This window comes from Calothrix sp. CCY 0018 (assembly GCF_963920925.1).
Taxonomy (GTDB): Bacteria; Cyanobacteriota; Cyanobacteriia; order Cyanobacteriales; family Nostocaceae; genus Rivularia.
This window is the reverse complement of record NZ_CAWUDI010000005.1, coordinates 34912-57970: the sequence shown is the minus strand read 5'-3', so window position 1 is coordinate 57970 and position 23059 is coordinate 34912. Positions and strand designations below refer to the sequence as shown.

General features: G+C 38.9%; 19 protein-coding genes and 1 tRNA gene. 9 read left to right on the top strand and 11 right to left on the bottom strand.

Annotated features, from left to right (window positions below):
• Positions 1-89: 89 nt before the first annotated feature.
• Together ACM03V_RS05160 and ACM03V_RS05155 are read left to right on the top strand one after the other, a co-directional pair.
• On the top strand, positions 90-2123 hold the full coding sequence (locus ACM03V_RS05160; RefSeq protein WP_414619686.1) for a GAF domain-containing protein: 2034 nt from the start codon (positions 90-92) through the stop codon (positions 2121-2123).
• Positions 2120-2695 (top strand): SRPBCC family protein, encoded by a 576-nt coding sequence (locus ACM03V_RS05155; RefSeq protein ID WP_414619685.1) that lies wholly within the window; start codon positions 2120-2122, stop codon positions 2693-2695. The genes ACM03V_RS05160 and ACM03V_RS05155 overlap by 4 nt, the downstream gene beginning before the upstream one ends.
• Positions 2696-2752: 57 nt before the next feature.
• On the opposite strand, the gene ACM03V_RS05150 is transcribed toward ACM03V_RS05155, so the two are convergent.
• Positions 2753-2825, bottom strand: a tRNA-Glu gene (locus tag ACM03V_RS05150).
• A gap of 371 nt (positions 2826-3196) precedes the next feature.
• On the opposite strand from ACM03V_RS05150, the gene ACM03V_RS05145 reads away from it, so the two are divergent.
• Positions 3197-5116, top strand: a complete 1920-nt coding sequence (locus tag ACM03V_RS05145) for a cation:proton antiporter (protein ID WP_414619684.1) — start codon at positions 3197-3199, stop codon at positions 5114-5116.
• On the opposite strand, the gene ACM03V_RS05140 is transcribed toward ACM03V_RS05145, so the two are convergent.
• On the bottom strand, positions 5083-5724 hold the full coding sequence (locus tag ACM03V_RS05140; RefSeq protein WP_414619683.1) for a cytochrome b N-terminal domain-containing protein: 642 nt from the start codon (positions 5722-5724) through the stop codon (positions 5083-5085). The genes ACM03V_RS05145 and ACM03V_RS05140 overlap by 34 nt on opposite strands.
• Positions 5725-5807: 83 nt before the next feature.
• Entirely contained in the window at positions 5808-6500 is a 693-nt protein-coding gene (locus tag ACM03V_RS05135; RefSeq protein WP_414619682.1) for an esterase/lipase family protein, read from the bottom strand.
• Positions 6501-7213: 713 nt separating this feature from the next.
• Between ACM03V_RS05135 and ACM03V_RS05130 the strand changes: the two genes are divergently transcribed.
• A complete protein-coding gene (locus ACM03V_RS05130; protein WP_414619681.1) occupies positions 7214-8899 on the top strand; it encodes a hypothetical protein in 1686 nt (561 codons plus the stop codon).
• Between the two features lie 115 nt (positions 8900-9014).
• On the opposite strand, the gene petE is transcribed toward ACM03V_RS05130, so the two are convergent.
• The 5 genes from petE to ACM03V_RS05105 all read right to left on the bottom strand — a co-directional run bounded on the left by petE (position 9015) and on the right by ACM03V_RS05105 (position 13194).
• Positions 9015-9431 carry a plastocyanin gene (gene petE / locus ACM03V_RS05125; protein ID WP_414619680.1) on the bottom strand — a complete coding sequence of 139 codons (417 nt, stop codon included), beginning with the start codon at positions 9429-9431 and terminating at the stop codon, positions 9015-9017.
• Positions 9432-9862: 431 nt separating this feature from the next.
• Positions 9863-10354, bottom strand: coding sequence for a photosystem II cytochrome c-550 (gene psbV / locus ACM03V_RS05120; RefSeq protein ID WP_414619679.1), 492 nt, complete (start codon positions 10352-10354; stop codon positions 9863-9865).
• 535 nt (positions 10355-10889) lie between these two features.
• On the bottom strand, positions 10890-11726 hold the full coding sequence (locus ACM03V_RS05115) for a carbohydrate ABC transporter permease (RefSeq protein WP_414619678.1): 837 nt from the start codon (positions 11724-11726) through the stop codon (positions 10890-10892).
• Positions 11723-12604: a carbohydrate ABC transporter permease gene (locus tag ACM03V_RS05110; protein WP_414619677.1), complete on the bottom strand. Its 882-nt coding sequence runs from the start codon at positions 12602-12604 to the stop codon at positions 11723-11725. The genes ACM03V_RS05115 and ACM03V_RS05110 overlap by 4 nt, the downstream gene beginning before the upstream one ends.
• A gap of 227 nt (positions 12605-12831) precedes the next feature.
• Positions 12832-13194 carry a hypothetical protein gene (locus tag ACM03V_RS05105; RefSeq protein WP_414619676.1) on the bottom strand — a complete coding sequence of 121 codons (363 nt, stop codon included), beginning with the start codon at positions 13192-13194 and terminating at the stop codon, positions 12832-12834.
• 266 nt (positions 13195-13460) lie between these two features.
• Here ACM03V_RS05105 and ACM03V_RS05100 point away from each other — a divergent pair, with 266 nt between their 5' ends.
• From ACM03V_RS05100 to ACM03V_RS05080, 5 genes are all read left to right on the top strand, one after another.
• Positions 13461-14543, top strand: a complete 1083-nt coding sequence (locus ACM03V_RS05100; protein ID WP_414619675.1) for a glutathione S-transferase family protein — start codon at positions 13461-13463, stop codon at positions 14541-14543.
• A gap of 311 nt (positions 14544-14854) precedes the next feature.
• On the top strand, positions 14855-16465 hold the full coding sequence (locus ACM03V_RS05095; RefSeq protein ID WP_414619674.1) for a pentapeptide repeat-containing protein: 1611 nt from the start codon (positions 14855-14857) through the stop codon (positions 16463-16465).
• A gap of 134 nt (positions 16466-16599) precedes the next feature.
• On the top strand, positions 16600-17148 hold the full coding sequence (locus tag ACM03V_RS05090; protein WP_414619673.1) for a YqeG family HAD IIIA-type phosphatase: 549 nt from the start codon (positions 16600-16602) through the stop codon (positions 17146-17148).
• On the top strand, positions 17145-18254 hold the full coding sequence (proB, locus tag ACM03V_RS05085) for a glutamate 5-kinase (protein ID WP_414619672.1): 1110 nt from the start codon (positions 17145-17147) through the stop codon (positions 18252-18254). Before ACM03V_RS05090 ends, proB begins: the two co-directional genes overlap by 4 nt.
• Positions 18255-18576: 322 nt before the next feature.
• Entirely contained in the window at positions 18577-19287 is a 711-nt protein-coding gene (locus tag ACM03V_RS05080) for a methyltransferase (RefSeq protein ID WP_414619671.1), read from the top strand.
• A gap of 119 nt (positions 19288-19406) precedes the next feature.
• Here the strand turns inward: ACM03V_RS05080 and ACM03V_RS05075 are convergent, their stop codons facing one another.
• The 3 genes from ACM03V_RS05075 to ACM03V_RS05065 form a co-directional block, all read right to left on the bottom strand.
• Positions 19407-20486, bottom strand: a complete 1080-nt coding sequence (locus tag ACM03V_RS05075; RefSeq protein WP_414619670.1) for an iron-containing redox enzyme family protein — start codon at positions 20484-20486, stop codon at positions 19407-19409.
• A 49-nt stretch (positions 20487-20535) separates the two neighbouring features.
• Positions 20536-21327 (bottom strand): class I SAM-dependent methyltransferase, encoded by a 792-nt coding sequence (locus ACM03V_RS05070; protein ID WP_414619669.1) that lies wholly within the window; start codon positions 21325-21327, stop codon positions 20536-20538.
• Between the two features lie 574 nt (positions 21328-21901).
• Positions 21902-22969: a helix-turn-helix domain-containing protein gene (locus tag ACM03V_RS05065; protein ID WP_414619668.1), complete on the bottom strand. Its 1068-nt coding sequence runs from the start codon at positions 22967-22969 to the stop codon at positions 21902-21904.
• Between the last annotated feature and the right edge of the window lie 90 nt (positions 22970-23059).

Here is a 23059-nt window from a genome sequence, read left to right as displayed (position 1 = left end):
CAGGGTGCAGTTACAGAAAACAAGGTAAATAAAGTACCAGGAGGTTGGGTAAAACGACAATGAGGTCATTATCCAAGAGTTTGCCACAAATGAAAAAGCGTATAACAACATCGCCGCAGCAGCGCCCGGATGAACAAGAAGACCTAGAAAAATACCAATTTAAGCTGATGCAGCATCCTGTTACACCTGCCCATCGATTGGTATATGAAATCAATCAAATTATCGCTTCCTCTTGCACGCCTCCCGACCGTATGCTGGAAGAAATTGCTCGGTTAGTGGGAAGTGCTTTCGAGGTCGATTACTGCTGTTTAGTAACCTCGCAAGATTTCGGAGAGGTTCTGAGTGCTAGTTGGGGTGCCCAAAAAGATTATCTTGGTTTATCCAACCACCAGCACGAAGCGTTTTCAATAGAACAATTGGAATTACCAGTAGTCGAATGTGCAGCGGAGCCATTTACTATTGAGGATATTTCCACAATTCAGGAAAGTTTGGTCATAGGGTGTCAAAATTTTCCTTTACCAATAAAAGCTGTATTAGCTATTCCGACTCGCTTTGGTGGTGAAAATAACGGCGTAATTAGTCTGATCAAATGCGAGCCTTATGAGTGGAGCGATACAGAGAAAGAACTTTTAAGAACTGTGGAATCTTGCTGCGCCATTGCTTTTGCTCAAGTCGCACAAGCACAGACAATTTCTTTACAAAAACAGCAGGTGCGAAAAAGCGAACAGCACCAAAGCTTGATTCAGCAATTAACTATACTCAACCGCAGCAACTTAGAGTTTAACCAAATGCTCCAGTTGGTTGTTTCCTCTACAGCAGAAGCTTTAGGGGCAGATCGCGGTTTATTAATTTTATTAAAATACTCAGATCCTTTATTCCGGATTCGTGCTAAAACGCAAATTCCCAAAGCTAAAGCTACTGTTGTTAGTGAATGGTGTAGGGAAGAATCTGGGCTTTGCGAGCAATTACAATCTCTAGAACAGTCTTACTCGCTGGCAGATTGCGGTATATCCCAGCGTGCCTTTAAAGCGTCTAAGCCTGTAGCCATAAATGATAATTCAGATCGGCGTAAAGATACTTCTACAATTGCTCCCGTGTTTGTTTTAGACAAATTACCAGCAGCGCTGTTAATGCCTTTGGAAAGCCAAGGTAAAGTCTTAGGATTTTTGGTATTACAGCAGAAGCAACGCCGCAATTGGCAGCAAGCTGAATTAAATATCGTAGAAATGGTTTGCGCTCAAATCAGCAATGCGATTATTCAGACGCAAACTCTCAAGCAAGTACAAACTCTTGTAGACGAACGCACGGCTCAATTACAGCGCAGTTTGGAAGTTCAAGCTAAGCTATACGAAAGAACGCGACAATACGTCGAGCAGTTGCGCGAACTTAACGAACTCAAAGATGAGTTTTTGAGCAACATGAGCGATCGCCTGCGCTATCCTCTAACTAATATGCGTATGGCAATACGTAATTTACGACAACCCCAAATCGACGCAGATCGCCAAGCCAGATATTTGGATATTCTGGAGCAGGAATGTACTAAGGAAATTAATTTGATTAATGACTTACTTACGCTCCAGAAGTTGGAAACTCATCAAGAACGTCCGCAGTTTGAAACAATTGATTTAAATACTAAAATTCAAGATACAGCAGCTGCTTTTGATAAAAAATTAGCAGAAAAAGGATTGAGTATTGCCCTACTCTTACCATCAGAACCGCTCAAACTGCAAACTGAAGTTGAAAGTTTTGACCGCATTCTTCAAGAATTGCTCACAAATACCTGTAAGTATTCCGAACGCGATAGTTGTGTAGAGTTGCTAGTTTCCCAGATTTGCCAAACAGAGACTAAAACTGACCAATTACAAATTCAGGTCATCAACGTTGGACGTGGTATATCTGAAGAAGAAGCGACCTTTATATTTGACAAATTCCGTCGAGGTAAAGGTAGATGGACACCAGGTACTGGCTTAGGTTTAGCTTTGGTTAAGTCTTTAATACAGCATCTGAATGGAGAAATAAGCGTAGAAAGTACTTCTATTGAAGATTCCGAGTTAAGCCTAATAAAATTCACTTTAACTTTCCCACAATTTTCTGATGATAGCGAAGCTTTGGAGACTTCATGATTAAACAACAAAACGTTCCCCAAGAAGATTCAAATTCGACGCTTAACAGCAAAAATCCGAATTTACAAGCCGTAACTGTCGAAGTCGAAAAAATCACAGAACGTCAACGACAAATTACGGCTAAAATTGAAATTCCTCACCCAGTAGAAAAAGTTTGGCAGGTGCTAACCGATTATCAAGCTTTATCTGATTTTGTTCCCAGTCTAGCTTCTTCTAAGAAATTAGAACATCCTAGTGGAGGTATCCGCTTAGAACAAATTGGTTCGCAACGCTTGCTCAAGCTGAATTTTTCGGCACGAGTAGTTCTAGATTTAGAAGAATCTTTTCCCGATCTGATTAGCTTTCAAATGGTGGAAGGAGATTTCAAAGATTTCTCGGGTAGCTGGCGTTTAAATAACTGTGTCTTAGACGATAAGACGGGTACCTTACTTTGCTATACGGTAAAAGTTTGGCCTAAACTGACTATGCCAATAAGAATTATCGAACCTCGTCTTTCTCAAGATATGCAGTCAAATCTTTTAGCCGTTCGCGAACGTGTGGAAGAATTGACAGGAAAATTGCTAGACAACTAAAAGGGTTAGCCTTATTAAGTGCTACCCTTTTTATTTTCAAAATATCTAAATAATTAATACCCCCAAGGGAATTCGAATCCCTGTCGCCTCCGTGAAAGGGAGGTGTCCTAGGCCTCTAGACGATGGGGGCCTGTGTTCTTAACTTTTATAAATTTAGCGACTTTCGCGAGATTTGTCAATACCTGTGTTCAAAAAAAAATATTCACGCGCGATTGACTCCCCCATATTGCGATCGTTGTTGTTAAAGTGGTGGAAAGTAACATAGATAATGGGCTATTATTTTTCAATAATTTTGCAACAATTCCCGCCCGCAGCACTTGAATAAACGCCTATGCATTTCGCGGCTATTGTACAAATACTAGGAAAATGCTGTAATATAACCACTCTAGGAAAAACTATTAATTCAACAACTTTTAAGGGGCACAAACCCTTGATCAATCAAATTTAATATCGACTATTCTTAACAATAGATTTTGAAATACAAGGCTCAAAATCTCCAATATGGAAGCATCTTTTGACATCACCCTGCAAATGGTGATTGCTGTTGTCGCAGGCATTAGCGCCCAAGTGCTGGCTGCCTACATTAAAGTGCCTAGCATTGTTTTTTTACTGCTGTTTGGTATCTTTTTTGGAGCGGATGGCATTGGGTTATTACATCCCCATTTGTTAGGCATTGGATTAGAAGTAATTGTTGCTCTAGCAACGGCAATAATTCTGTTTGAAGGCGGACTAGACCTAGAATTACGAGAATTAGGCAAGGTTTCTACTAGCCTGCAATTGCTCGTAACGTTAGGAACCTTAATTACATTGGTGGGCGGAAGCATGGCGGCTCATTGGCTGGGAGAGTTTCCTTGGCCAATCGCTTTTCTTTACGCTTCGATTGTGGTGGTAACAGGTCCGACAGTAGTTACTCCACTGCTCAAACAAATAAAAGTAGACCGGCAAGTCTCGACGCTTTTAGAAGGCGAAGGGATTCTAATCGATCCTGTAGGAGCAATTCTTGCGGTTGTTGTTCTCGATACTATTTTGAACGGCGACGCAGATCCTTTAAACGCTATTACAGGTTTGTTTGTGCGTTTGGGTATTGGCGCGTTAATCGGTGGAGTAGGCGGGTGGCTGTTAGCGCTATTTTTCAAGCGAGCCAATATTTTGTCATTTGAACTAAAAAATCTGGTAGTACTTGCCTCTGTATGGGGCTTGTTTACTTTGGCGCAGATGATTCGCAGCGAATCGGGACTAATGACAACTGTAATGGCAGGAGCTGTTTTTGCTAATTCATCGGTACCGGAAGAACGGTTGTTGCGCCATTTTAAAGGTCAGCTAACGATTCTTTGCATATCGGTATTATTTGTTTTGCTCGCGGCGGATTTATCTATCGCCAGTGTATTCGCTTTGGGCTGGGGTAGTTTATTCACCGTTTTAGCGCTAATGTTCGTAGTGCGACCGATTAATATTCTTTTATGTACCTGGAACAGCGACCTCAACTGGAGACAAAAGATATTTTTAAGTTGGGTTGCACCGAGGGGTATTGTTTCAGCCTCAGTTGCTTCATTATTCGGTATCTTGCTAACGCAGCGCGGAATCAACGGTGGTGACGCAATTAAAGCTTTGGTGTTTTTGACAATATTAATGACGGTATTTTGTCAAGGACTTACAGCAGGTTGGGTTGCAAAATTGTTGCAAATTACCTTGAAACAAGCAACTGGAGCGGTAATTGTCGGTTGCAATCCTTTAAGTATTTTGATTGCCCGCTTCTTTCAAGAACGCGGTGAAACTGTAGTCATGATTGATACAGATCCAGAAGCTTCTCAGCAGGCACAAGCGGAAAATCTAAGGGTTTTGACTAGCAGTGCTTTAGATGCCAATGTTTTAGAAGAAGCTGGACTTGATTCGGTGGGTACTTTTCTAGCTATGACTAAAAACGGTGAAGTTAATTTTGTTCTAGCCCAACGAGCCGCAGAAGAATTCGATCCACCTCGTGTTTTAGCAATTTATCCTCGCGATCCTCGAACTCGTACCAAAAACAACAGTAAAGTTCTTCAAGCCTTTCTTGCCGATTTCAAGCTCAAAATTTGGAATCAACATCTCGATGACGAACAAGTCAAACTAGGAACTATGACTTTGAAAGATCCTGGCTTTTCTTTACAAAAAATTCAATTACAAGCATTGATCCGGACTGGCGACTTGCTACCGTTATTTGTAGAAAGAGACGATAAAATCAATCTGATTGCCAGTGGTGAAACTTGGCAAATTGACGATCGCCTAATCTATTTGTTGCACGATCCCAGACCGGATCTGCTGAAACGCTTGTCTGGTGGTAATCAATCTACTCGTCTTTCTTTGGAAAATTTACCAGAAGTAGAAGAAATTCCCATTGCAAAATTATCTCAACTTTCTGCTACTGATGCGCCAACACCTTGAACTAGCTCTTGCGGGCTGCTTACTTGTTTTTCAACCCACAGCACGCTGACTAAATGCACTACGGACAAAATAATCGCAGCAGTAGAGAGAATATAGCTGTGTATCGTATACAGACGCTGAACTGTCAAGGTACTAACGCCACTACCACCAGTCAGAATTTCTCTTAACTGCTGACCGATAAAAGGAATTACTTCAATGGTTCCTAATTCGATATTAAAGCGCCAAAAGCCAACTTGATCCCAGCCCAAAATCATCGATGTCCAGCTTAATCCGATTACGGTTAATGTCAAGAATATTCCACTAACCCAGGCTGTATACCAGCTTTTAGTAAATTTTCTACCCAAAAACATCACTACAATCTGAATCAAAGCAGCAACAATTATTCCATTACCAGCAATGTGGTGAGCTTTACGGAATAACCAGCCGTATTGAATTTCTTCGGTAATCATCTTTAATGACTGATAAGCCCTACCCGAAGCTGGTTCGTAATAAATAGAAAGCAGAATCCCCGTACTAGCAGCAATCAAACTGAAAGTAATAATCACTACTGATAGAATCGTCGCCGTCCGTCGCATCACAATATCAAATCGATTTTCTTGAGCAAGCATAGAATGTTCCTTTCTTAAAAAAGATTTACATTTATTACAATTTTAACTAAGAAATATTAAAATATTCAAAATAAAGTATACATTTATGCTAAGTATTGCGACCAAATTGATAAAGATTGTGGCGAACCATACCAACAAGAGGAACTTCTAGGAGAATGCATCACATTCTCAATAATTAAATTTCTTGCTCCTTCTAGATGAGCGGCTTCGATAGGCGTAATTCCATCTCCCCAAGTGTTACCGTTGCCACAAGTTAATTTATAGCTGCTGTAAGCCAGCCAGTTTCCAAATTTTCTTTTACCAAAAATTGTTTTTCCGGCAACACAAACGTAATCAACATGAAGATGAAATGCACCGGGGTAATTATTATTGACAAAATCCAAATTCCAACGAGTCCAACGTTCCAAGCTAGTATGAGGTGTACCTAAAGTTACAAGAGTGGCAACTTTTGGATGAGCTTTCCACGTCAGTAAATTAAGATTGCTTTTGCCATAAGGTACATCTCCCAAATAAATACGCGATATCCAACCTCCTGCGGAGTGACCGATTAAATTAATTTGAGAAACACCCTTTTGCTGTAAAATATGCTCTACCGTGCAGTCCAACTGTTGCAAAATCGGAGATACAGCCCTTCCTCCTAAAGTAGCTATCCAATCGCGTCGTTGCAGCGGTACCGTAACCGTAGGAAAACCTAAATTTTGTAATGATTTTTCTAATTTATAGTAAGCTTCGGCGCTTTCAAAAAATCCGGGTAAAATAACTATAGGTAAAGGCATAGTGGTACTTTTAGGATCGTAATTTGAGAGTTAATACTTGCCAAAAAAAAACGGTTAGGTATAACTTATACGTAAGTAGATACTTCTCCTACCGTATTATGCGAACATTGCTAATGGATCTAGATAATCTATAATTAATGATTGTCTCAGCCTTACTGCTTGAAAAGTATTTTTTGAGATAGTAGCTTCAACTTCTGTTCTGAAAAAGATAATTTGTCCGGCTTTGGCTATAAATTAGCTAAAGAGTGCCTGTTAGATTATTAATTTTCTTTGACAGACAATAGCTAGAGGTAATCCATGATAAAAATAAAGAAAAAAGTTCCGGAATCTGGTAGATAATTTGTAAAAAAAAGATATATGTAATTCATCAAAACTAGTATATATGCTTAGATTAATTTTACCATCAAACTGAAAGATAGAGTTTTCGCATAGTTTTAAGATGATCCTTTTTTTCATCCTTTAATACCGCAATCACTACTCCTGTGAGGCAATAGGTTTGCATTTTTTTAATACACTTTCGCGGCTTGCATCAATCAACCGTTCCTGCAACTGGCAATATTGCTATTATTAGTCTTGCCACAAAAAGTTATTATTTTTAAAAGGACGCATCTGAAAGGGCTTGCCGCAATCAAATAATTATTGCCTGAAATTACTGCCTGATATATTAAATTGCTAGTCAACCGCAACCTTCGTCTTTGTAAGCGATAACAACCATGTCTTACGTCTCAGTACTCAAAAATATACCCGAATTCCTCAGCCAACCAGCTGGAATAGCAGCCATAGCATCCGTCGGCATACACGGAGCTATTGCTTTCATCCTGCCTTTGATGCCCGTTGACTCCAAACCAAACCAAAAACCAGAGACGGCAAGTGTCGGAATCTTGGAGTTATCTGAGGCAGAACAAAATAGATTACCTCAAACAAAGCGTCCTCAGATTTCAGCTTTACCCCAAGTTCCCTTACAGCCTGGAATTCCTTTACCAAACTTTGCGACTCAACCGACTCCGCTAACAGAACTACCAGTGAGTCCTGACTCTACAAAGGTGATGTTACCACCTTTACCTAAGTCATCAAGTCCGAATGTTTCAGCTTTACCTAGAAGTGGTTCTTTACCGATACTTCAGAGGCCAAATTTCAACTCTTCATTTAACGCTAAAAATCGTCCTTACAATCCAAAAATTAACTTAGGAAACCCGACACCATTGGTTTCTAGAGGAAGCACGCCCGCAAGAATCCCGGCGGCTCCTCCTAACGTACCTGCGATACAGTCGGCACCAGTGCCAGATTTTGCTAATATGCCAGCACCACCACCTCTTCCTCCAATGGAGAATCCCGGCATTAGTACTGGTAATAGCGTGGCGATTAATCCACTAATTAACCCAGGGGTTAATAATGGTGCTGTAAATCAACCGAGGAGAGTTCGTCCCGAAGATTTTATTGCTCCTACTAACAGAAATATTCCTAAACCCGGCGATAACCTAACCTTCGCAGGACAAAACGTGCAGCAATGGGGGCAAAACTCATCTGCCAGCAGAAGAATTGTGCTACCAAACCAACCATCAGGAAATGCAAGTACAACTACAGCGCCTCAAAATAGCCAATTATCACCTAAGAATCCATCAAAGTTAGCTCTGGCAAAACAGTTTTCAGAAGTTAAACAACGTTTTGATAACGTTGAAACCAAACCACCAATTTCTGAGGTAATTAAGACAAAGCCAGGAAAAGAAGGAAAAGTAGAAGGTACTATAGTTGTTGATTCTCGCGGGAAAGTTGACTATTTTCAATATGTCGATCGGTCAGTTGGCTCTAAGCTAGACAACGAAACTAGAAATTATTTCCGAAAGTATATTAAGGAAAATCGCGATAGCATCCGAAAAAATGGTACACCTAAAGCATACGCTTTTGCTCTTGACTTCAAGTCTGACGTAGGTAATACGGTTGAATTTTCCAAGCCTCAAGATAAATTAGTCGATCGCTTGCGGGATGCTAAAGATGAGCCAACGCAGAAAAAGCCGGAAAATTTATCTAGAAGTTCGGCTCCGGTAAAAATTGATGTACAACCGTCTCCCGGTGCCGTAGTTGTTCCTACTCAGAGTTCAGCCCCAGTCAACATCAAGCCGCAAGTTGAAATTAGAACCAAGAAGCCCGAATCTGCATCGGAAAACAACGACAAGCTACCTGTAGAAGTGCGACTGAGAAACAGTCAGGAAATGCCCAAGGTACCATCAACACCAAAGTCCCAGGCGCGAGTTAACGTCAAGGAACCCGCACCACAAGCTACTTCTAAACCATCACTTTCTTCAAGGCTGAGAAATGTTAAAGAAGAATCTTCAGATGATTCTAAGAAGCTAATTGAGCGACTACGTAAAATTCAAGAGCGTAGAGAAAATTCCAATTAAGGAAAATAGCGCTGCGATAAAAAAGTAGAGACGTAGCAATGCTAAGTCTCTACTTTTTTATATCTTTATCGCCACCTAAATTAAAATTTGGGCGCGAGCAATACGCTCAACTTTTCTATTCAACAACAACTTTACCGACCATACCAGCACCACGGTGAGGTTCGCAGTAGAAAGTATACTCACCAGCAGGCGCATCTGCTGGAATAGTGCTTGTAAATTCTTGTCCGGGACTCATTACCAACTGCTTGTGAGAAAGTTGTTTAGCCAAATCAGCGCTCTTTGCAGGGTTTTGAGCAGCATCAAATACAACGTTATGGGGAGGAACTTTGTTGTTCACCCATTTAATGGTGTCGCCCGGTTTAACTGATAACTTAGATGGTTCAAACGCCAGCATACCTTTGTCGCTACCTAACTTTACAGTAAATGTTTCAGCCGCAGCACTAGGGGCAAAAGCCACGAAACTGCTGACAACTAACAGCATAGTCAGAGCAGCTAAGCCGAAACGGCGTAAAGTGGATGCAATCAATTCCATTGAATTCTCCTAACAACAGTTTTTATTATCTTTCTTCTATTTTAAATAAAATTGCGACCAAATACGACAATATGTCATAGATAAAAATTTTTGTAAATAAACAACGCGATTTGTATAAAGTGTGGGAATGGGGAACAGTGTGAAAAAAACTTCAAGGAATCAATTATTTGGTTATAGCCGTATAAGGGATGCTTAAATAAATATTCGCGAAAACTGTTGGGATGAATTTTATACAAGGATTATCGGCAAGAATAATCACAATAATTAATCCACTCTTCTTTCTCTGTTGCCTATTCCCTGTTTCCTATTGCCTGCTCTTTATTAGGTCAGCAAAAATGGAATAATCATTGCTCCATAGTTAGCAAATCATCAGTTTTGATTTACCAACTACAGAACAATGACTAAGTACTGACTACAAAATTACGATGGATTTAGTAGTAAATCTTACCACCACCCCATTTCTTACCGACAATTTTAGGTTGCAAGAGAACATGACCGGCGATCGCTTCTAAATCTTCCTCAGTCAAATTACGCATTTCTTTGTAAATATCCGCACTCTTTAAGCTAGGATGCAATTCAGAAATTTCGATTTCTCCATCATAAGTAGTGGGATTTTTCATATAGTCCACCAAACCCTCGATGTTATCGCGGGGTGGAGTTGCTAATGCCAAAGTTTCAGGATCTAATCCGACGTTTTGGTTTGTCTTAGTAACACCACCGGCATGACACTGGGCACAAGTATCGTTAAATAGGCGTTTACCTTTTTGAACTTCTTTTAAGCTCAGTACATAGTTATCGCCTTGTTCGTTCAAAGGTACCGTGCGAGTAGCTTGATCGAGTTCTACTGCTGAAGCGCTACCGACAAACAACTGAAAACTTAGGAACGCACCAGCAATAAAAATGCTAATTAATCTCGTTATCATGTTTCCCCTCAAAGATTCTAATGCTCAACACAGCTTAAGACAGCGATGCTTAATTTCTTATTGCTGAAAGTCAACACAAAAAGTGTTTTTTGCTATTAACCCGCTTATTATTGGTAACTTCGGTTTAATTCAAAACGAGGCACCGATACGGCGGGAATTTTTCAGACAAAAATTAGAAAATAAATAAATTGCGGTATTCTCAAACGTCATAACGCAGGAACTTATAAATACTTTATAAATATTTGTAAATTATTCCCACCCAGACGTACTTTGAAAGCCTATTTCAGCCTTTTTAAGCTGTAATAAACCGTGATATCCGCGATTCCACCGGCTTGTAAAACCCATAATGGTCGTTAACTCAGACAATAAGATAATCGCTGCTGTAATACAATTATCACTCTAAGCGTGCAATTTGTTCCCCTAACTACTTTTTGAAGTTGCCAGTTGGGGAATGGGGAGAGGGGGAGATGGGGAGAGGGGGAGACAAGGGGAATAAAACCTAACTGGTAACTGGTAACTGTTCACTGCTCACTGTTCACTGTTTACTTCCTGTAAACGAGACGCTTTGAATAAAGTAGCGATTGAAGAAGGCGTAAATGAGCAGGGCTGGTAAGGTAAATACCATTGAGGCAGCCATTATATAGTTCCAATAACTGATATATTGACCTTTGAAGCTGTTTAGTCCGAGGGGTAGGGTAAACATTTCTGGATCGAATAATATAACTACGGGAAGCAAGAAGTTATTCCAGCTGCTCATGAAGATAAATACTGCTTGGGCTGCTAGTGCTGGTTTGGCTAGGGGAAGTACGATATAACGGAAAATTCCCAAGCTAGTTAAACCATCTAAGGCTGCGGCTTCTTCTAATTCTCTGGGAAAGTTAATAAAAAATTGCCGCATCATAAAAATAAATGTGGCGTTTACCATGTTGGGAATAATCATCCCTTGATAGGAGTTTAACCAGCCAAATGTTTTTAAAATTAAAAATGTGGGGATGAGTGTAACTTGTATTGGTACGGCTAAGATTGCCAAAATTAGAAAAAACCAAAAGCGTCTGCCCCGGAATCTCAGTCTTGCTAAAGCGTAACCTGCCATTGAGTTAAATATTAAGTTTAATATGGTGACGCTAATAGCAATTATTACGCTGTTGAAAAACCAACGTAAAAATAATGGTTCTTCTATAAAGATTTGCTTGTAATTATCGAGAGTAAAGTTCTTCGGTAGAAAATTTGGTTCTCCTGCAACTATTTCTGTTAACGGTTTAAACGATGCTGAAAGCGCCCACAGAAAAGGAATTAAAGTAATAATTGCATACAGAGTTAAAACTGAGTAAAGCAGTACCTTTAACCAAGCAATATTGCTGATTTTATTCAACTTCCGCCTCCAAAGAGTCGTCGCTGAATCAAGGTTATAGCTATAATTACTACTGCTAAAAGAAAAGCGATCGCCGCTGCATATCCCATTTGCAAGTTCCGAAATACGGCTTGATATATCAGTAAAACTACGGTTAAAGTGGCATTATTTGGGCCGCCAGTACCTTGGGAAAATATGTAAGATTGGTCAAATAGTTGAAATGTACCGATAATTCCCATTGCTACCACAAAAAAGGTAACTGGATTGAGCATGGGAATGGTGATATGAATAAATTTGTGCCATCCATTTGCACCATCTAATTCTGCTGCTTCGTAAAGATATTTAGGTATGTCTTGCAAACCAGCTAAATAAATCACCATGAAAAACGGTGCAGTTGACCAAATATTCATAATCATAATGGCTTTGAGAGCAACTGCGGGATCTCCGAGCCAGTTATATGTCGGAAACCCAATGGCGCTTAAAAAATCATTCAGCAGCCCGTTGGTGTTGTAAATCCACATAAATATCAGCGTTAAAACCGCAGAAGAAGTAACTGTAGGTAGAAAGAAAAGAACTCGCCACCAAGTTTTACCGCGAATGCCAGAATTAAGAGTAACTGCTAACAATAAAGCCAATATGGTTTGCGAAGGTACGACAATTGCCACGTATTCGGCTGTATTCTTGAGAGCAATCCACACCCGTTCATCTTCAACTAACTGACTAAAATTACGAAAACCAACAAACTCATATTCAATACCACCCAGAAGCTGCACTTTTTGTAGAGAGAGCAATACAGCATAAAGTATGGGTAGCACCACAAAAATTCCCAAAACCAAAATAGCTGGTGCGAGGAAAAGATATCCAGCTAGATTTTCTTGCCGTCTTGTGACTTGCCGCAACTTTAGCCAACCTTTTATTTCTGCATCACAGAAAATTGTAGCGACAAGCGATGCAAATGAATAGTTAGGAGTTAGGAGTTAGGAGTTAATAATTTTAGATTTTGACAACGGATGCGTTTCTTTTAGATTTTGGATTGAAAATGAGGAGTTAGGAATGAAGATAATGGTTTTATTTATTATCCTTGTCTCCTTGTCCCCCCGCATCTCCCCATCTCCCACTTATCGATCTAGCGTTGAATATCTGCTTGGGGTGTAAAACCTTTCTGCTGCAAACAATTTTTGAATTCAATTTCTGACTGACTTAATTTAGGGTTATCTGTAACGTCGTATATCCTTTCTAACTGGTCGTTTTTCATTTCTGACAAGGCATTGGCGATGCGATTGCCCGCGTCTTTTTCTTGAATGGTTAGTTTTGCGGGTAAGCAACTGGCGATCGCCTGAATTCTGCTATTTTCAGTGGTGGGTACTACTGAATTGCCGGAAATAGCTGCTTGGGCTGAAGGTACGCTTCCCAGCCAAATGGTAACTACAAGGGCGCCGCTTAGAACTACTCCTCCTAATTGCTTTAAGAAATTTTTAAAATTTATCATTGAATTTTTGACCTAATGTAGTTACAGATGAATTAATTAACTCAATTTTGAGCAATCAATGTCCAATTCCAGATTACTACATTTCGTTTGTTTTAAACTCCATCGCAGATAAGATTTGTTTCTATGCCTGTAGAAAGAATTATTAAGAGCAGTTTCGGTCAATTAAAATTAAAAATTATAGTTTTTCAATACATTTTACGTTTAAGCTTCCCGAAAATTATTAAAATAAAAAATATAAATAAAAATCTAACTCAGGGTATATTGCGATGTCAGCGCCTATAACTTCTCCAAAAGAAGACGTGGATCGGAACAAGTCTCAAAACTCTACTTTTGAAGTTAAGAAAAAAGGTAAATCGCTGCCTTCGGGGTTAATTATTAAGCTGGGAAAATTTGTCTGGACTACTATGTGGCAGATTATGATGTCCAAGCTGGCACCTAGTAACAATAAAGGAGAATATATCCGCCCTTCAAGTCAGTTTCGCAATGACCTAGGTGTGGAAGAAAATAATCTTTATTATCCTTCTGCGGGACGTTATCGCTTGTATGTTGGTTTAGGATGTCCTTGGGCGCATCGAACTTTAGTAGTTAGAGCTTTGAAAGGACTTGAAGATGCTGTGGAAGTATCGATTGTTTATCCTTCTCCCGATCGAGGAATCTGGGTTTTAAATAATCCAGAAGAAAATTGTCAAACCGTTCCAGAACTATATCAAGTTGCTCAACCGGGCTATCAAGGACGCTCTACGGTTCCAATATTATGGGACAAGCAAACAAACACGATAGTTAATAATGAAAGTGCCGAGATTATCGTAATCTTAAATTCTCAATTAAATCAGTTTGCGAACAATCCCGAATTCAATCTTTACCCAGAGAAGTTAAAAGAAGAAATAGAACTGTGGAATGACAAAATATATCATGCTGTAAATAATGGTGTTTATCGCTGCGGGTTTGCTCAAAGTCAGGAAGCTTACGATAAATGTTGCGATGAATTATTCACTGTTTTAGATGAGATTGACAAAAGTTTAGAAAATAAAAGATATCTATGTGGCGAACAGCTAACTTTGGCTGACGTGCGTTTATTTACTACCTTGTTTCGTTTTGATGTAGTATATTACAGTTTGTTCAAATGTAATCGCCGTAGAATTCAGGATTATGTAAATTTAGGAGCTTATTTACGCGATTTATATCAGCTTAAAGGAGTTGCTCAAACTTGCGATTTGGAAAGCGTCAAACAAGATTATTACGGAAATTTGTTTCCGCTCAATCCGGGAGGTATAATTCCTTTGGGTCCCGATATTTCCAATCTTTTAGAGCCGCATTATCGAGAAAAGGTTGGTGTAGGTAATTGGTAATTGGTAATTGGTAATTGGTAATGGGGAATAATATATTATTTTCGTAGTTTTATAGCAATCAAAGCAGATTTAAAGATTACGTTTATTAACGATTTATAACTGATTAAAGTATTGCCGTACATACAAAAGCAATCAGAATCTAACTGTTGTTTATTATTTGGCTTTTGAACTTTGACCTTTGACCTTTAACCTGCCATTAGTATAAAACTGTAAATACGAAGGGCATTTGTAGGTAAATCAACACACATTATATATAAATATATATTACCTTTATTTAGAGCCTGGGTAGAAATGTAGGGAAGTTTTAAGGGATGGATGGATTATCTTTTTCTTGGGGAAGAAGAATTGTAGCTGTTTGCGTGCGTATATTACTTGCTCTTAGTATTGCTTTTGCAGTAATGTTATTAGTTTATCGATTTGAAAACTGGGAGGCTGTTAATTGTGATAATCCACAATCAGTTTGTTCTCAAGTATTTTCGGTAGTTCAAGTAAAATACGTCCAAGGTTTTAGTATATTATCCGCAGCGTTTTTGTATGTTTTAGAAAGCCCAGAACGCATCAGAACCAGAATATATGAAGCTTGGCAAGTAATTGATCATGCCGCAGCAGCAAAAGTTTCAACAAGCTATGCAAGAATTCGAGCTTTAGAATTTTTAAAAGATTATGGGATTTCTTTAGAAAGATTAAATCTAGAAAACACAGATTTACAACAAATAAATCTGAGTCAAGTTAATTTGAAAAGTGCTAACCTTTGTAGTGCCGATCTTAGAGAAGCTAAATTTAGAGGAGCTAATCTGAGTTACGCTGACCTTAGCGATGCTGATATAAGTAATGCCATTTTTAAAGGCGTTAAATTCAATAATGCTAACCTTGAAGGTGCAAATTTGAATAGTGCAGACCTTAGAGGTGCAAACTTCAGCAGTGCCAACCTTAGAAGTACTAGTCTTAGAGGCGCTCTTTTAGAAAACGCGATTTTTAAAGATGCCGACCTTAAAGGTAGTTTATACAACGAAAATACTAAATTTCCTGAAGATTTTAATCCCGACGATTATAATATGTATCGCATTTCTGCCCATGCCAAGCTTAGGGATGCCAATCTTAGGGATACCAACCTTAGTAATGCAAATCTCAACGGTGCCGATTTAACTAATGCGGATCTGAGAAAGTCAGACCTTAGAGGTGTGGATCTAAAAGATGCTAAACTTGCTGGTGCCAATCTTAGGGGTGCGGATCTTAGAGATGCTAAACTCGCTGGTGCTAATCTTAAAGGTTGTTTATATAACGAAAAAACCAAGTTTTCCAAGAATTTTACACCTGGCAATCATCTGATGTACCTGATTTCTCCTAATGCGAATCTTCAAGATGCTGACTTGGTGAATGCTCATCTAAGCGGTGCCCATTTAACGATCGCCAACCTTAGAGATACTAATTTAGCTCGTGCAAACCTGCGAGGTTCCAACCTTAGCGACGCGGATCTTAGAGGTGCTAATCTTGTTAGTGCCAATCTCAGGGGTACTAATTTGATTCGTGCAGACCTTAGAGGAGCATACATTAAAGGTTGTTTGTACGACGAGAAAACTAAGTTTCCTCAAAATTTCTCTATGACTGGTTTCAAAACTTATTTAATTGCTCCTAATACTGACCTCAAGGATGCTAATCTTAGATACGCAAATCTTAGAGATGCAGACCTTAGTAATGCGGATTTAACCAACGCAAAACTTAATAGTTCCGACCTTAGAAATGCAAACCTTACCAATGCTAACCTCGATGGTGTCAATATTAAGAATGCTAACCTTAGCGGCACTAATTTGACCAACGCTCAAAATTTAACTGAAGAACAAGTTAAATCAGCAGCTAATTGGGATAAGGCAATATACGATGAAGATTTTCTGGTGGTATTGGGTTTACCAGTGGAAGAGTGAACAGTTAACAGTGAACAGTGAACAGTGAGCAGTTAATCTTAAATTTTTATTTTTTGGTTTCTTTTTGCGATCGTAATTAATCATTTATAATTACTAATTCCCTATAATTGCCATTAATGTGTCAAATATTGGCTATGAATTGGAATAAACTTTTGCAGCCCGACTTGATTTTGGAAGGTTCTATCTTAAACCTGACACCAGAAATAATTCAGCAGTATGAACTCAAAGGATTAGTGTTAGACGTAGATGAAACTCTTGTACCCGTTACTGTAGCTTTTGCTTCTAATGAGCTACAAGAATGGATAAATCAAATTCGTCCTCTAGTGAAAATTTGGCTGGTAAGTAACAATATCAGCGAAAACCGAATTGGCTCCATTGCTCGTTCCCTTGACTTACCTTACTATATTAGTGCTGCGAAACCTTCGCGACGCAAGATTAGACAAGCGCTTCAACAGATGGACTTACCCGCAGATCGAGTTGCAATGGTTGGCGATCGCCTTTTTACTGATGTAGTTGTCGGGAATCGTTTGGATATGTTTTCTATTTTAGTTGAACCTATTATTCATCCCGATACTGCTATGCGTATTCACCCCATACGTAATGTTGAAGTTTTGATATCCGAAATTTTGGGAGCCTCTATTACTCCTAAAAAGCGCAGGGTAACAAATGATAGTAAAAAATGAATAAAATAATTGTTGTTAAAATTGGCACTTCTAGCTTGACTCGTCCTGAAACCGGACAGTTAGCGCTTTCTACAATTGCGAGTTTGGCTGAAACTCTTTGCAATTTAAGACGAAATAATTACAAAGTAATTTTGGTTTCTTCTGGTGCTGTGGGTGTAGGCTGTGCGCGACTGGGTTTGAGCGAACGCCCTAAAGTTATTAGCGTTAAACAAGCGGTTGCAGCAGTTGGGCAAGGAAGATTAATCCGGGTTTATGACGATTTATTTACCAGTTTGCAACAACCCATAGCTCAAGTTTTGCTTACCCGTACCGATTTAGTACAGCGCAGTCGCTATCTAAATGTTTACAATACTTTTCAAGAATTACTAAAGCTGGACGTTATTCCAGTAGTCAATGAAAACGATACCGTAGCGGTAGAAGAATTAAAATTCGGCGATAACGATACTCTTTCAGCTTTAGTTGCTAGTTTAGTACGTGCAGATTGGTTATTTTTACTTACGGATGTAGATCGACTTTATTCTGCCGATCCTCGCTCTGTACCTGACGCTAAACCGATAACTTTGGTGAGCAGCATTGAAGAATTGACTAAATTACAGGTAGAAACAGGATCTTCGGGTTCTCAATGGGGTACGGGTGGAATGGCAACCAAGATTTCTGCTGCGAGAATTGCCACTGCTGCCGGGGTGAGAACGGTAATTACCGATGGCAAACAACCCTCAAATATTCCAAAAATAATACAGGGAAAATCGATAGGTACGCAGTTTGAACCGCAACCGGAACCAACTTCAGCCCGCAAACGGTGGATAGCATACGGCTTAGTTCCAGAAGGTAAATTATATTTGGATGCAGGTGCGATAGTAGCAATTTCTGGTGGGGGAAAATCGCTGTTAGCTGCGGGAATTACAGTAGTAGAAGGAGAATTCGAGCAAAACGAAGCCGTACAATTGTGCGATCGCGATGGTAAAGAAATCGCACGAGGATTAGTTAATTACAGTAGCAGCGAACTAGAAAAAATACGCGGAAAACGTTCGAGTGAAATCCCCGTAATTTTGGGTTATCAAGGTGCGGAAACTGTTGTACATCGGGATAATTTAGTTCTGATTTGAAAAGAGAAAGCAGGGAATAGGGAACGGGGAACAGAGGGAAAAGAATGTTTTTTAATTGAAATTACTAAATGTACGGGGAACAAGATTTTTATTTAGGTTAATTAATTTTAAAAATTTTAAAATTTTTTATAGTTAATCAACAGTCAAGTTAAAATATATTATTTTGTGCAATTTAGCAACAGTATTATTGAATAAATATAGAAAAATATTCTGTTAAGTTACTAATTCTATTCTTTAATGTATAGGTACAACTTCCTTGGGGTAGATGTGAGTATAACTCATGAAAGATTAAATTATCTTTTGTAGCTTTTTAATAGCTCTAATGCTTACCCAACAAAGTTTAAAAGAAGTCTTTTATTGCCCGGAAGAATCTGAATTCTACTCTCAATGCATTAAAGAGCTAATACTCAAACAATGCAATAACACTGAAATTCTTGTCGAATTTGGTTCTGGTGATGGTACTCCAGTCATTAATTCTTTACTTGAAACGAACTTCAAAGGTAAAATCTATGGATTTGAATTAAACGAATCAGCTTATGAAGTAGCTAAATCTAACGTTCGCAAACACGAACTAGATAGTAAATACATAGTTAAAAATCAAAGCTTTTTTAGTTCGTTGAATAAGAATGCTGAGTATCTGATATCAAACCCACCATATATTCCTGCAATAGATAATAATATTTATCAGCCATTATTGCATGGTGGTATCGATGGTTCAGAAATTGCCAGAAAGCTTTTATCTTTGAGTTATGAAAATGTATTGCTGATGGTGTCTAGCTATTCTAATCCGCAAAGCTTGATTGAATATGCAATATCCCAGGGTTATTCTACTGGGAATTTTATGATTTCACCCTTGAACTTTGGTTATTACAGTTCCGAACCAAAAGTCAAAAGCACCATTTTGGAAATGCAGAAAAAAGGTTTGGCTTTTTATTCAGAAAACATCTATCTTTTGGCTGGAGTTTTATTCACTCGCAATCAAACGACGGTTGATTTATCTTCTGAACTAATTCAAATCATGACTTCATTGTGAAAGAAAGTGGGGAATGGAGACTTAGGAGTTAGGAGTCATTAAGGTTAAAGGTTATAATTCTCCTTGTCTTCTTGTCTCCCCATCACCCCATCTCCCCATCACCCCATCTCCCCATCTCCCTATTCCCTATCGGCTTCTCTCACTGCTTGAGTTACGGCTTTACGAGAGCGAGAACCTAATAACTTTTGTTGTTCGTAGCCAAGCAGTATTTCCCAAGCATCTTGCGGATACTTATCAATTAAAGGTAAGGCTGCATCATCTAACATCCATTTTCCATGTAGTTCATCTACTTTGATATGGATATCCCAGTAACTCGTTTCTTCTGCTGATAATCCGAGTCGCTTTGCGGCTCCTTGATAGGGACGTAACCCCGACGGTACGGAAAGTTCTCCGTACAAAAGTCCGCCGATGTAGCGTAGAAAATGGCTCTTTCGTTCTGTAACCACAAACATATGATTGATTGTTGCCAATAATTGCCAAGGAACCAAATCAAAGTATGCTTCTGGCTGAGTTTCCATTCCCAATTTTTCCAGCATTGTTATAAAGTAAGAAGAATGCTTGCGAGCAAGACGACCGCCACCGTATTCTTCTAATAACAACCGCGTCAATACAGCGTGGATTTCATTACTTACACCACCTAAAGTCCGAGAAATTTGACTCGCTTCCACTAATCCATCGAGAGAATGAATTGCTACCAAACGACGGTAGCCAGCCATAGTTAATTCGTCGCGATAATACAGATTATCTTCAGATAAAGGTGGTTCGATATCGGCTGCAACTTTTTCGTGCAATGCTTTTTTGACATCTATTCCTTTAAAGGATTTTACATCTAATTGAGCTATTTCCCATCGTTGCCAAACTGATTCAATTCGATACCGTAGCTTTTGCAGGTAAAAGGAATCTTCGTTTACGTAACTTTGCAAATCATCGAACCAAAACAGCTTCAAACGATTGATGCGATAAAGTATCCTTTGCAAAAATAGATGTGCAGCATCATCCCCCGACGCTGTTTGATAAGCTGCTTTTATGGCAAAGTCTGTGGTTTTTTCGACGTTATTTACTACTGAATGCAGTTCCTCTAAACGATTATCTAAATCTTCCGTTGACAATAGTTCGATCAATTGTTTTTCGGTTTTATCGTAGTTAATCGCTGCTTTCGTTTTTATGTCAGTAATTGGAAGTGCAGTACTGCTATGCATTTTAAATCTTTCTCCTTTAATTACAATATCTCTTACATTACTTGAGGAATTAAGAATAAGGATTTACCCCAGCTTGAAGCGAACTGATAAATGTCCAAGCTGCCATGTATGTTCCAACATAGATATTGGCATAGTCAGCATTGCTATCTGCTACAAACCAGTCGGGTGTAGTTTTCTGCTGTCGAACCCTTTCATCTAAGCCGGTAAGCAAAGAAATATTCCCATAAACCATGTTTCCTTGAGCCTTTTCTACCATTGAGTTGACCAATTTTTGCAACAACTCGGCGCGAGCAAATAAAGTATGATTCGGATGATCGCCGTAACAAAAAGGCACGATTATGACTAAGTAGCCTCGATCGCTGACTAACTTTTGTAAGCAAAATTCAATGATTTCTTGGTCGTCTTTTTTTTCTAAAGTATTTTTATCGGTGCTGTGAAATAACAAACCAGCCATAACAATTGCATCAAATTTTTGGTTTTTTTCAACCATTTGAGGCAGTATTACCGATAAATCCGCAGCTAAAAACTTATTTTGAGGAAAAAGCTTTGAACAACGTTCAATTGCTAAATCGCTATGATCGATACCTAAATAATCGCAGCGTTCTGGCAAATATTTACACAAAGCTGCATTACCGCATCCCAAATCTAATAAAGAGAAGGATTCTTGGGGAAAAGCGTCATTTAAAAAACAAACTGTGGGTTTATATCTTGGTGTATTTTCAGGTGACTCTAAATATGAATAATAGTCATCTTCAAAACGTTCTTCTTCGGATGTATTTCTATCTGGTGGTGCTTGTTGCATGAGGATTGTTCTTGATAAACCTGCGTTATTATTAAACATTCCTCAACAAATTTTATCACCCCAGAGGCATTACTAATATTTCGGTAAATTTCGTCGATAACGATCAAGTTTATACTTCCCAAGATGCATGACAATTTGGGAGTTATAGTGAATTGGGTATAAATTAAGATTAAGGGAACAGGGAATAGGGAACAGGGAATAGGGAACAGAAAGTAGAGGTAAGGCTTTGCAGTCAATTGAAATTTTGTAACATATCGTTTATTTGTGCCGACTTCAATAGAATTGCAAGTCCTATTTTTTTAAAATTAATAAATAAGTTTATAGCAATACTTAGTATGCCGAAGTATCGAAGCAAAACGGTTGTAACCCTTAGTATACAACGATTGCTATCTTCAATAACGCTCTGACAATTACTAATATCGCCTTTTTTCTCTGTTCCCCGTTCCCTATTGCCTCTTTGACGACTAACCATAAAAATTAAGCAAAAAACGCGGTAATTTGAGATTGCGTGGACTGTAGAACGAATAAATTTTGAGCATAAATTTTTAAATCTACGATCGCACGCAATCACCTGTTGGATTATTCGCCATTAAGTTCTAATAATTTCCAACTATTAAAGAGCTTCTGGTGGAGCAATATCAGAACCAATAGTTATCCCGGCATTACTAGACTTTATACCTGGTTTTGCACTGATTTCTTTGTGCTTGGATGATTCGGAGACTTGGGAAGCAGGAGTTACCTGATTGTCTACTGGTTTCTCAGCCTTGGTTTGTTGTACTAAAGATAATCCTCCAACGGCACCAGCTACAAGTGCTGTATAACCGACATACAAATGCACCGGGCTGATATCTAATCCCAGTTTTGGAGTTTTATTGGACTGAAACAATGAAGGAACCAGAGATTCTTGTGTTTCCGATGATGGTAGAGATGCTGCTATTGCTGTACCGTTAAATCCTAAAGCATTACCCATAACGCGAATGAAACCGCGAACATATACTTCTGCTGGTAAGGATTCCATGTCACCTTTTTCGACAGCTTCCATCTGACGTACCGGAATATGAGTATACATTTGCAGGTCGTTCATACAAAGTCCTCGCGCTTCTCTACCTTTTTTTAACTGTTGACCGATTTCGCGAAACTTTTCTAAGCGCTGCTCAACTCTAGCTTGCTTGGCAATTTCTGCTTGTTTCGGTTTTCCAGATTTGAGCCAATTTAAAGGATTACTCTTTTTCGAGCTAATTTGAGGATTTGCTGCTATTGTGCTTGTTATTGCAGTTTCCTTCGAGAAACAAGCTTCTTGCTTGACAATATCGGTAGCATTCGATGCTGGGACAGTTGTCAAACATTTAGATAAATCGCTACTTGGTGGCTCCGAAGTTATTTCTATTTCAATCTCTTCTTCAACTTCTTCAACTTCTGGAGTTGTATTTGTAACTGTCTGACTGTGTAACGAAAGCTGACGAAAAGCTACACCAATCGCTTCTCTGCCGATTGCTTTAAACAGCAGCTTTGCTTGATCGGATGAAGGACCGAGCAACTTCTGTACTGTCGCGATCGCACGACGATAAACTTTACTATTGTGTAGCTCTGTTTCTATTTCACTTAATAGCGAGCGCAATTCATCTTGAGAAATTTCAATTGTGGATTGTCCGGGAACTGATAGAGAATACATAGATGTCATGACCATAATTACAAAAGTAAATGAAGGGTGCTTAAGCAAGAACGTAATTTTACCTGTGTAATTTATTCTCACTTTTATTGACATTTCCGG

What these genes read in the sequence shown, in the direction of transcription:
- ACM03V_RS05160 (WP_414619686.1), top strand. Translation starts at nt 90, where the DNA reads ATGAAAAAGCGTATAACAACATCGCCGCAGCAGCGCCCGGATGAACAA.
- ACM03V_RS05155 (WP_414619685.1), top strand. Translation starts at nt 2,120, where the DNA reads ATGATTAAACAACAAAACGTTCCCCAAGAAGATTCAAATTCGACGCTT.
- ACM03V_RS05145 (WP_414619684.1), top strand. Translation starts at nt 3,197, where the DNA reads ATGGAAGCATCTTTTGACATCACCCTGCAAATGGTGATTGCTGTTGTC.
- ACM03V_RS05140 (WP_414619683.1), bottom strand. Translation starts at nt 5,724, where the DNA reads ATGCTTGCTCAAGAAAATCGATTTGATATTGTGATGCGACGGACGGCG.
- ACM03V_RS05135 (WP_414619682.1), bottom strand. Translation starts at nt 6,500, where the DNA reads ATGCCTTTACCTATAGTTATTTTACCCGGATTTTTTGAAAGCGCCGAA.
- ACM03V_RS05130 (WP_414619681.1), top strand. Translation starts at nt 7,214, where the DNA reads ATGTCTTACGTCTCAGTACTCAAAAATATACCCGAATTCCTCAGCCAA.
- petE (WP_414619680.1), bottom strand. Translation starts at nt 9,431, where the DNA reads ATGGAATTGATTGCATCCACTTTACGCCGTTTCGGCTTAGCTGCTCTG.
- psbV (WP_414619679.1), bottom strand. Translation starts at nt 10,354, where the DNA reads ATGATAACGAGATTAATTAGCATTTTTATTGCTGGTGCGTTCCTAAGT.
- ACM03V_RS05105 (WP_414619676.1), bottom strand. Translation starts at nt 13,194, where the DNA reads ATGATAAATTTTAAAAATTTCTTAAAGCAATTAGGAGGAGTAGTTCTA.
- ACM03V_RS05100 (WP_414619675.1), top strand. Translation starts at nt 13,461, where the DNA reads ATGTCAGCGCCTATAACTTCTCCAAAAGAAGACGTGGATCGGAACAAG.
- ACM03V_RS05095 (WP_414619674.1), top strand. Translation starts at nt 14,855, where the DNA reads ATGGATGGATTATCTTTTTCTTGGGGAAGAAGAATTGTAGCTGTTTGC.
- ACM03V_RS05090 (WP_414619673.1), top strand. Translation starts at nt 16,600, where the DNA reads ATGAATTGGAATAAACTTTTGCAGCCCGACTTGATTTTGGAAGGTTCT.
- proB (WP_414619672.1), top strand. Translation starts at nt 17,145, where the DNA reads ATGAATAAAATAATTGTTGTTAAAATTGGCACTTCTAGCTTGACTCGT.
- ACM03V_RS05080 (WP_414619671.1), top strand. Translation starts at nt 18,577, where the DNA reads ATGCTTACCCAACAAAGTTTAAAAGAAGTCTTTTATTGCCCGGAAGAA.
- ACM03V_RS05075 (WP_414619670.1), bottom strand. Translation starts at nt 20,486, where the DNA reads ATGCATAGCAGTACTGCACTTCCAATTACTGACATAAAAACGAAAGCA.
- ACM03V_RS05070 (WP_414619669.1), bottom strand. Translation starts at nt 21,327, where the DNA reads ATGTTTAATAATAACGCAGGTTTATCAAGAACAATCCTCATGCAACAA.
- ACM03V_RS05065 (WP_414619668.1), bottom strand. Translation starts at nt 22,969, where the DNA reads ATGACATCTATGTATTCTCTATCAGTTCCCGGACAATCCACAATTGAA.